The following is a 7,857-nucleotide window of genomic DNA, read 5'->3' as shown; positions in this document are numbered from 1 at the left end:
GGGGGGGGGGGGGGGGGGGCGGGGGCGGCGGGGGCCGGGGTCCCGGCCCGGGCGGCGGCCCGGCGGCGTTCCAGGGCGCGCAGCGGCGGGAGCAGCAGCAGGTGGGCCAGGGCCGTGCCCAGGGTGCCGAGCAGGATGTCGTCCACGTCCAGGACGTGGCCGGGCGCCCAGCCCTCCATGATCTCCAGCGCGGTGCCGAGCAGCGCGGCCGCGGCGGTGGTGCGCAGGAAGGACGCCAGCCGGGACCGGGTCGGCGAGCCGACCGCGAGCGGCAGCAGCACCCCGATCGGGGCCAGCGGCAGCATGCCGGAGCCGAGTTGGCGGAGGGCGGCGAGCGGGCCGAGGGAGAGCGCCTGGTGCACCGAGGCGAACGGGGTGAGGTTGGGCGGGCTGGTCCAGGCGGCGGGCACCGGACGCAGGCTCAGCCAGCCGAGCAGCAGCAGGTGGAGGGCCAGCAGCAACCGGGCCGCGGTCCGGCTCCGGTACGGCACCGCCCGCCCGTCCGTCGGGTCGGGGGCCGGGCGGTCGGCGGTCGCGTGGTCGCTGGGTGCGGTGGTGGGCACGCTCCGGGAGACGCAGGTTCCGTCCGGGCCGGTTCCCCGGCGTCCCCCGTTCGGCGGTCCGGACCCCGGCGGTGCGGCCCGGCCGCGCCCCGCCGCCTCAGGGGCAGTGGCTGGGGGAGGGGGCGACGAACGGCGACCCGGAGGGGGTCGGGGAGGCGGGGGCCGGGGAGGCGTCCGGGCGGGCGGAGGCGCCCGGCCGGGCGGCGGCCGAGGGGGCCGCGGAGGGGGAGGCGCTGTCCGGGGCCCGGGGGGCCAGCACCTCGCTCGGGCAGGCGGTGCGGCTGGCCGGGGCGCCGGCGTCCACCGGCACCTCGGTGGGGCGGATGCCGCAGCCGGCCAGCAGGCCGGGGGCGAGCAGCCCGCCCGCCAGCAGGGCCAGCCGGCGGGGGCGGGACCGGCGGGGACGGAGTCGTCGGGTGGTCATCGGTCCTCCTCCGGGCCGGGCGCGGGCGGCTGGGTGAGCGGCAGGGTCAGGGTGAAGACCGCGCCGGCGCCGTCCGGGTTGTTGGCGGCGGTGATGTCGCCGCCGTGGATCCGGGCGTTGGCCTCGGCGATGGACAGGCCCAGGCCGCTGCCCTCGGAGCGGGCCCGGCCCTTGTCGGCCTTGTAGAAGCGGTCGAAGACGTGCGGCAGCACGTCCTCCGGGATGCCCGGGCCGCCGTCGGAGACCGAGACCACCACGGTGTGCGCCTCGTCGTCCTGGCGGACCTTCACCTTGACCGGGGAGCCGCCGTGCTTGAGCGCGTTGCCGATCAGGTTGGCGAACACCACGTCCAGGCGGCGCGGGTCGACCACGGCCAGGATGCCGCGCGGGGCGTCGAGTTCGACCGCGTCGTACCAGGCCCGGCCGTCGATGCAGGACATGATCAGGTCGGCCATGTCGACCTCGTCGGCGACCAGCTTGGCGGTGCCCGCGTCGAACCGGGTCACCTCCATCAGGTTCTCCACCAGGTTGGACAGCCGACGGGTCTCGGAGACCACGATCCGCACGGCCGGCTCGATCATCGGGTCGAGCGCGTCGGCCTCGTCCTCCAGGATGTCGGTGACGGCGGTCATCGCGGTCAGCGGGGTGCGCAGCTCGTGCGACATGTCGGCGACGAACCGGCGGGACTGCGCCTCGCGCGCGCTCAGCTCCGCGACCTGGTCCGAGAGCGACTCCGCGGTGCGGTTGAACGTCCGTGCCAGCTCGGCGAGTTCGTCGTTGCCCTCGACGTCCAGCCGGGTGTCCAGCTCGCCCTCGCCGAGCCGCCGGGCGGCGTCCCCGAGCCGGCGCACCGGCCGCAGCACGGTCGCCGAGGCGGCCTGCGCGAGCAGCGCCGAGCCGACCAGGGCCAGCAGGGTGGCGACCGCCAGCGAGACGCCCAGGGTGTTCAGGTCGGCGCGCTCGTTCTGCAGCGACTTGAACACGTACGCGGTCGGCCCGGTCGGCACCACCTTCGTCCCGCCGACCAGGTACGGCCCGGCCAGGTTCACCCGCTGCCAGTACAGGTGGTACTCGTACGGGTTGCCCGGGCCGGTCTCGCGCGGGTTGTTCACCGCGGTGACCAGCGCCGCCGGTATCTGGCGGGTGGTGAACACCGCCGGGTCGGAGGACGCGGTGCAGCCCGGCACCGCGTCGTCGACCACCACCACGTCGTACGCCAGCCCGGAACTGGCCACCTGGGAGGCCAGCGTCTTGAGGTCCTGGCAGGTCGGCTCCAGCGGCAACTGCCCGACGTTGCGGGTCAGCGAGTCCCGGAAGTCGTTCAGCGCCGAGTTCTGGGCGCGCTTGAGCACCGCGTCGCGGTTCAGCCAGTAGGCGATCCCGGAGGCGGAGACGGCGGTGACCAGCGCGACCGCGGCGAACACCGCGATCAGCCGGACCCGCAGCGAACTGAGCCGTCGCCAGGACACCGAGCGGGCCCGGCGCGGCACGGTCTGATGGTCGGTCAAGAAGGGCTCACCAGTCGGAGGGGAGGGGTCACGCGGGCGGGTCGAGGCGGTAGCCGACGCCGCGGACGGTGCGGATCAGGGTCGGCGCGGACGGCACGTCCTCGACCTTCGCCCGCAGCCGCTGCACGCAGGCGTCCACCAGCCGGGAGTCGCCCAGGTAGTCGTGCTCCCACACCAGCCGCAGCAGCTGCTGGCGGGAGAGCGCCTGCCCGGGACGGCGGCTGAGTTCGAGCAGCAGCCGCAGCTCGGTCGGGGTCAGCTGGAGGTCCTGGCCGTCCTTGGTGACGGTCATCGCCGAGCGGTCGATCACCAGGCCGCCGTACGCCGCCGAGTCCGAGCTCTCCCGCTCGCCGCGGCGCAGCACCGCCCGGATCCGGGCGTCCAGCACCCGCGGCTGCACCGGCTTGACCACGTAGTCGTCGGCGCCGGACTCCAGGCCCACCACCACGTCGATGTCGTCGGAACGGGCGGTCAGCAGGATGATCGGCAGCTGGTCGGTGCGCCGGATGCGCCGGCACACCTCGAAGCCGTCGATGCCCGGGAGCATGACGTCGAGCACGATCAGGTCCGGGCGCTGCTCCTTGAACAGGCGCAGGCCGTCCTCGCCGGACGCGGCGGCGGCCACCCGGTGACCCTGGCGGGTGAGGGCGAGTTCGAGGCCGGTGCGGATGGCGTCGTCGTCCTCGATCAGAAGCAGGAAAGACACGGGGGTCATTGTGTCCCACCCGGCCACCGGAAGCACCCACCCGGGTGACTCCCGGGGCACCGGGAACCGGAGGGCACCGCTCCGGCGTCCGCAACCGAGGAGCACCCGAACGCCCGCGGACGGTCGCTCCTGTGACAGCCCTGTGACAGTCGGCGGACACCGCCATGACGAGCGGACGGCAGGATTTTCCTCATCGCCGCGAGAACGCCCCGGGCCACCAGCCCGGAGCCGCGGCGAGGAACCACTCGTACCGACACCATGGGGGTGCCCGATGACCGCAACGCTGACGACCCGAAACGCCGGGCCGCGTTCCGCCGTCCTGGGCACCAACCGGCCTCGGCACGAGGAGGAGAACGCCGGCGCCGTGCTCGTACGGGGGTGCGCACACAACGCCGGAACCCGCCGCCCGGTCGTGGGGACCAGGAGCGGGGACACCACCCACAGCAGGTTGGGGAACTCGGCTGTGGGCCGGACGCTGCGGCTCGCGCCGCAGACCTTCCGGGGTGAGCAGGCCGGACAGGGAGGCGCGCAGGGGGAGCACCCGGCCGCCGCGACGGACGAGGCGCGCGACATCGCCGAGTTCACCGCGTACGTGCGCGAGCGCCGCGCCTCCCTGTACGCCACCGCCTACCACCTCACCGGCGACCGCCACGAGGCCGAGGACCTGCTGCAGAGCGCGCTCTTCTCCACCTACCGCGCCTGGAACCGGATCACCGACAAGGCCGCCGTCGGCGGGTACCTCCGCCGCACCATGACCAACCTGCACATCTCCGCCTGGCGCCGCCGCAAGGTCAACGAGTACCCGACCGAGGAGCTCCCCGAGCACGCCGGCGACACCGACGCGATGGGCGGCACCGAACTGCGCGCCGTGCTCTGGCAGGCGCTCGCCAAGCTGCCCGAGAACCAGCGCACCATGCTCGTGCTGCGCTACTACGAGGGCCGCACCGACCCGGAGATCGCCGACATCCTCGGCATCAGCGTCGGCACCGTGAAGAGCTCCATCTGGCGCGCGCTGCGCCGGATGCGCGAGGACGAGCAGCTCAACCGCTCCGGCGACACCGTGCACGCCTTCGGCGAGCTGGTCGCCTGACGACACCGGGACTCCCGTCGGGGGACGGGCAGCGGGGGGAAGGGCACGGGACACGGCGGACGGCTCGGGGGAGCCGGCCGCGGGGGGAAGTCCCGCACCCGAACGGAACGGGCGGGGTCCCGGTGCGGGGGAAACGGCACCGGGGCCCCGCCCGTCGCGCCGTGCGGGCCGGGGGCGCTCAGCGCGCGTCGGCGGCGTGCAGCACGTCCTGGGCGCGGCCCGGGCCGCGCAGCACGAACGCCTCCACGGCGTCCGCGCAGCGCTCCAGCAGCTCCGGCATCCGCTCCCGCTCCCCGTCCGAGAAGCGCTCCACCAACCGGTCCCGCGCCTCTCTCAGACCAGTTCGGCGGGCAGTTGGCGGGCCACCGCGGCGATCCGCCGGCCCGCCTCCACCCCGGAGCAGGCGTACGAGCCCAGCTCGACCTGCCGCGCGACGATACCGCGCTCGGCCCGCATCAGCCGCAGCCCCCGGCGCACCAGGTACGGCACCGACTTGCGGCCCTCCCGGACGTCCCGTCGGAAGCGCCGCCAGGCGGTGGTGGCCGGCTTGTTGCGCAGGCACAGCGCGTCGCCCAGCAGCCCCTCGGCCCGGCAGCGGACCACCAGTTCGGCGGCGAATATCCCCTCCGCGACGAAGCCCGTCGCGCCGTCCAGCTCCAGGACCCGGCTGCCCGAGCGCCCGTTGTCCGGGATCGAGTACACCGGCACCTCGGCCCGCCCCTCGAAGACCAGCGCCCGGATCGCCGCCAGCGCCTGGTCCGCGTGCCAGGACAGCGGCGAGTCCCAGTCGGGGCCGCCCCCGTCCGGCAGCGGCGGCAGCGTCGGGTCGTCGCCGTCCTTGTAGAAGTCGTCCAGCTGCAGCACCGGCAGCCCGCTGCGCTCGGCGAGCGAGGACTTCCCCGACCCCGAGGGGCCCGACAGCAGGATGACGCGGGATATCGGGCGGCGGTTCAGCGGGGTGTCACTCACGGGAAACCAGTCTGAGGCATCGGAGGGGCCGCCCGGAACCCGCCGGTCGGCCCCTTCGCCGACCCGGCGGTCGGCGTTCGGGCATGGGGACGGGCCCGCACCAGGGGGGGAGAAGTGCGGGCCCGTCACGGCCGTCCGGGCCCCGGGGGGGGTAGGGCGCTGAGGACGGCCGGTCCGTGTGGAGTCGGCCGGTCGGGCGGGGCTAGATGCCCATCGGGTGCCAGACCGTCTTCGTCTCCAGGAAGGAGAGCAGTCGCCCGGTGCCGGGCGCGGCCGTCCAGTCCTGGACGGTCGGATCGGCGGCCGGTCGGACCACTCGCTTCAATGTATCGGCCGCGGCCGCTTCCAGGGCCGCCGCCGCGCCGGGTCCTTCCGGGTCGATCGCCCCGGCCAGGTCCAGCGCGTTGACGTCCTGGTGCGAGGCCAGCGTCGGGGCGAGGTCCGCGGTGCGGCCGGAGAGCAGGTTGACCACGCCGCCCGGCAGGTCCGAGGTGGCCAGCACCTCGCCCAGCGACAGCGCGGGCAGCGGGGCCCGCTCGGCCGCCGCGACCACCACGGTGTTGCCGGTGGCGATCGCCGGGGCGACCACCGACACCAGGCCCAGCAGCGAGAAGCCGTGGCCCGCCTGCGGCGCCAGGACGCCGACCACGCCGGTCGGCTCCGGGGTGGACAGGTTGAAGAACGGCCCCGCCACCGGGTTGGCGCCGCCCGCGACCTGCGCGACCTTGTCGGTCCAGCCCGCGTACCAGACCCAGCGGTCGACCGCCGCGTCCACCAGCGCCGCCGCCTTCTTCGCGCCCACGCCCTCGGCCGCCGCGACCTCGGCCGCGAACTGCTCCCGGCGGCCCTCCAGCATCTCGGCCACCCGGTACAGCACCTGGCCGCGGTTGTACGCGGTGGTGCCCGACCAGCCCTTGACCGCCGCGCGGGCCGCGACCACGGCGTCCCGGGCGTCCTTGCGGGTGCCCAGCGGGGCGTTCGCCAGCCACTGGCCCTTCGTGTCGGTCACCTCGTACACCCGCCCGCTCTCCGAGCGCGGGAACTTCCCGCCGACGTACAGCTTGTAGGTCTTGAAGACACCGGTGCGTGCCGTGTTCTCAGACATCGAGGGCCTCGACATTCAGGTAGGGCTCCAGACCGTGGCGACCGCCCTCGCGGCCGTAACCGGACTCCTTGTACCCGCCGAACGGCGAGGTCGGGTCGAACTTGTTGAAGGTGTTCGCCCACACCACGCCCGCCCGGAGCCGGTTCGCCATCCACAGGATGCGCGAGCCCTTCTCCGTCCAGATGCCCGCGGACAGGCCGTACGGGGTGTTGTTGGCCTTCGCCACCGCCTCGGCGGGGGTGCGGAAGGTCAGCACGGACAGCACCGGGCCGAAGATCTCCTCGCGGGCGATCCGGTGCGCCTGCGAGACGCCGGTGAACAGGGTCGGGCGGAACCAGTAGCCCGCGCCCGGGAGTTCGCAGTCCGGGGCCCAGCGCTCGGCGCCCTCCTGCTCGCCCGCCTCCGCCAGCTCGGTGATCCGGGCCAGCTGGGCGGCCGAGTTGATCGCGCCGACGTCGGTGTTCTTGTCCAGCGGGTCGCCGACCCGCAGGGTGCCCATCCGGCGCTTGAGCGCGTCCAGCAGCTCGTCCTGCACCGACTCCTGCACCAGCAGGCGGCTGCCCGCGCAGCACACGTGGCCCTGGTTGAAGAAGATGCCGTTGACGATGCCCTCGACCGCCTGGTCCAGCGGCGCGTCGTCGAACACGATGTTCGCGGCCTTGCCGCCGAGCTCCAGCGAGAGCTTGGTGCGGGTGCCGGCCAGCTGCTTGGCGATCGCCCGGCCGACCGGGGTGGAGCCGGTGAAGGCGACCTTGTTGACGTCCGGGTGCGAGGTCAGCGCGGCGCCGGTGCGGCCGTCGCCGGTGACGATGTTCACCACGCCCTTCGGCAGGCCCGCCTGGCGGCAGATCTCGGCGAAGCGCAGCGCGGTCAGCGGGGTGGTCTCGGCGGGCTTCAGCACCACGGTGTTGCCGGTGGCCAGCGCCGGGGCGATCTTCCAGGCCAGCATCAGCAGCGGGAAGTTCCACGGGATGACCTGCGCGGCCACGCCTAGCGGGCGCGGGTTCGGCCCGTAGCCCGCGTAGTCCAGCTTGTCGGCCCAGCCCGCGTAGTAGAAGAAGTGCGCGGCGACCAGCGGCAGGTCGACGTCGCGGGTCTCGCGGATCGGCTTGCCGTTGTCGATCGACTCCAGCACGGCCAGCTCGCGGCTGCGCTCCTGGACGATCCGGGCGATCCGGAACAGGTACTTGGCGCGCTCGCTGCCCGGCAGCGCCGACCAGTCGGCGAACGCCCGGCGGGCCGCCCGCACCGCGCGGTCCACGTCCTCCTCGGTGCCCTGCGCGAACTCGGCGAGCACCTGCTCGGTCGCCGGGTTGACGGTCTTCAGCGCCTCCGAGCCGGAGGAGTCGACGAACTCGCCGCCGATGAAGTGGCCGTAGTTCGTGGCGATCTCGCCCGCGGCGGCGGGAGACTCGGGCGCCGGGGCGTACGCGAACAGGCCGGAGCGCTTCACGGGCGGCTCGGTCTCGGTCTTCTTGGTCTTGGCCATCGT

The 7,857-nt window shown here is 74.5% G+C and carries 9 protein-coding genes; 1 reads left to right on the top strand and 8 read right to left on the bottom strand.

Annotation, left to right across the window (positions count from 1 at the left end):
- The 4 genes from ACWEO5_RS06560 to ACWEO5_RS06545 form a co-directional block, all read right to left on the bottom strand.
- Window positions 1–563 (bottom strand): VanZ family protein (locus ACWEO5_RS06560; RefSeq protein ID WP_452160731.1); only part of this gene is annotated, 563 nt, incomplete at its 3' end.
- Between the two features lie 97 nt (window positions 564–660).
- Window positions 661–987: a hypothetical protein gene (locus ACWEO5_RS06555; protein WP_452160729.1), complete on the bottom strand. Its 327-nt coding sequence runs from the start codon at window positions 985–987 to the stop codon at window positions 661–663.
- Window positions 984–2,495 carry an ATP-binding protein gene (locus tag ACWEO5_RS06550; protein WP_452160727.1) on the bottom strand — a complete coding sequence of 504 codons (1,512 nt, stop codon included), beginning with the start codon at window positions 2,493–2,495 and terminating at the stop codon, window positions 984–986. The genes ACWEO5_RS06555 and ACWEO5_RS06550 overlap by 4 nt, the downstream gene beginning before the upstream one ends.
- Before the next feature lie 28 nt (window positions 2,496–2,523).
- Window positions 2,524–3,201 carry a response regulator transcription factor gene (locus ACWEO5_RS06545; RefSeq protein ID WP_198544925.1) on the bottom strand — a complete coding sequence of 226 codons (678 nt, stop codon included), beginning with the start codon at window positions 3,199–3,201 and terminating at the stop codon, window positions 2,524–2,526.
- Window positions 3,202–3,484: 283 nt separating this feature from the next.
- On the opposite strand from ACWEO5_RS06545, the gene ACWEO5_RS06540 reads away from it, so the two are divergent.
- A complete protein-coding gene (locus tag ACWEO5_RS06540) occupies window positions 3,485–4,291 on the top strand; it encodes a SigE family RNA polymerase sigma factor (RefSeq protein WP_452160739.1) in 807 nt (268 codons plus the stop codon).
- A gap of 178 nt (window positions 4,292–4,469) precedes the next feature.
- Here ACWEO5_RS06540 and ACWEO5_RS06535 read toward each other — a convergent pair whose 3' ends face one another.
- From ACWEO5_RS06535 to ACWEO5_RS06520, 4 genes are all read right to left on the bottom strand, one after another.
- Window positions 4,470–4,604 carry a hypothetical protein gene (locus ACWEO5_RS06535; protein ID WP_452160724.1) on the bottom strand — a complete coding sequence of 45 codons (135 nt, stop codon included), beginning with the start codon at window positions 4,602–4,604 and terminating at the stop codon, window positions 4,470–4,472.
- 20 nt (window positions 4,605–4,624) lie between these two features.
- The gene (locus tag ACWEO5_RS06530; protein WP_452160722.1) at window positions 4,625–5,260 is read right to left on the bottom strand and encodes an ATP-binding protein; all 636 of its coding nucleotides are present in this window, start codon (window positions 5,258–5,260) and stop codon (window positions 4,625–4,627) included.
- Between the two features lie 202 nt (window positions 5,261–5,462).
- Window positions 5,463–6,365: an aldehyde dehydrogenase family protein gene (locus tag ACWEO5_RS06525; RefSeq protein WP_452160720.1), complete on the bottom strand. Its 903-nt coding sequence runs from the start codon at window positions 6,363–6,365 to the stop codon at window positions 5,463–5,465.
- Window positions 6,358–7,854, bottom strand: coding sequence for an aldehyde dehydrogenase family protein (locus ACWEO5_RS06520; protein ID WP_452160718.1), 1,497 nt, complete (start codon window positions 7,852–7,854; stop codon window positions 6,358–6,360). The genes ACWEO5_RS06525 and ACWEO5_RS06520 overlap by 8 nt, the downstream gene beginning before the upstream one ends.
- Window positions 7,855–7,857 lie beyond the last annotated feature (3 nt).

The sequence above is a fragment of the Kitasatospora sp. NPDC004272 genome (assembly GCF_053603035.1).
Note: the sequence above shows the minus strand (reverse complement) of the source record. Positions and strands in the feature narration are given on the sequence as shown.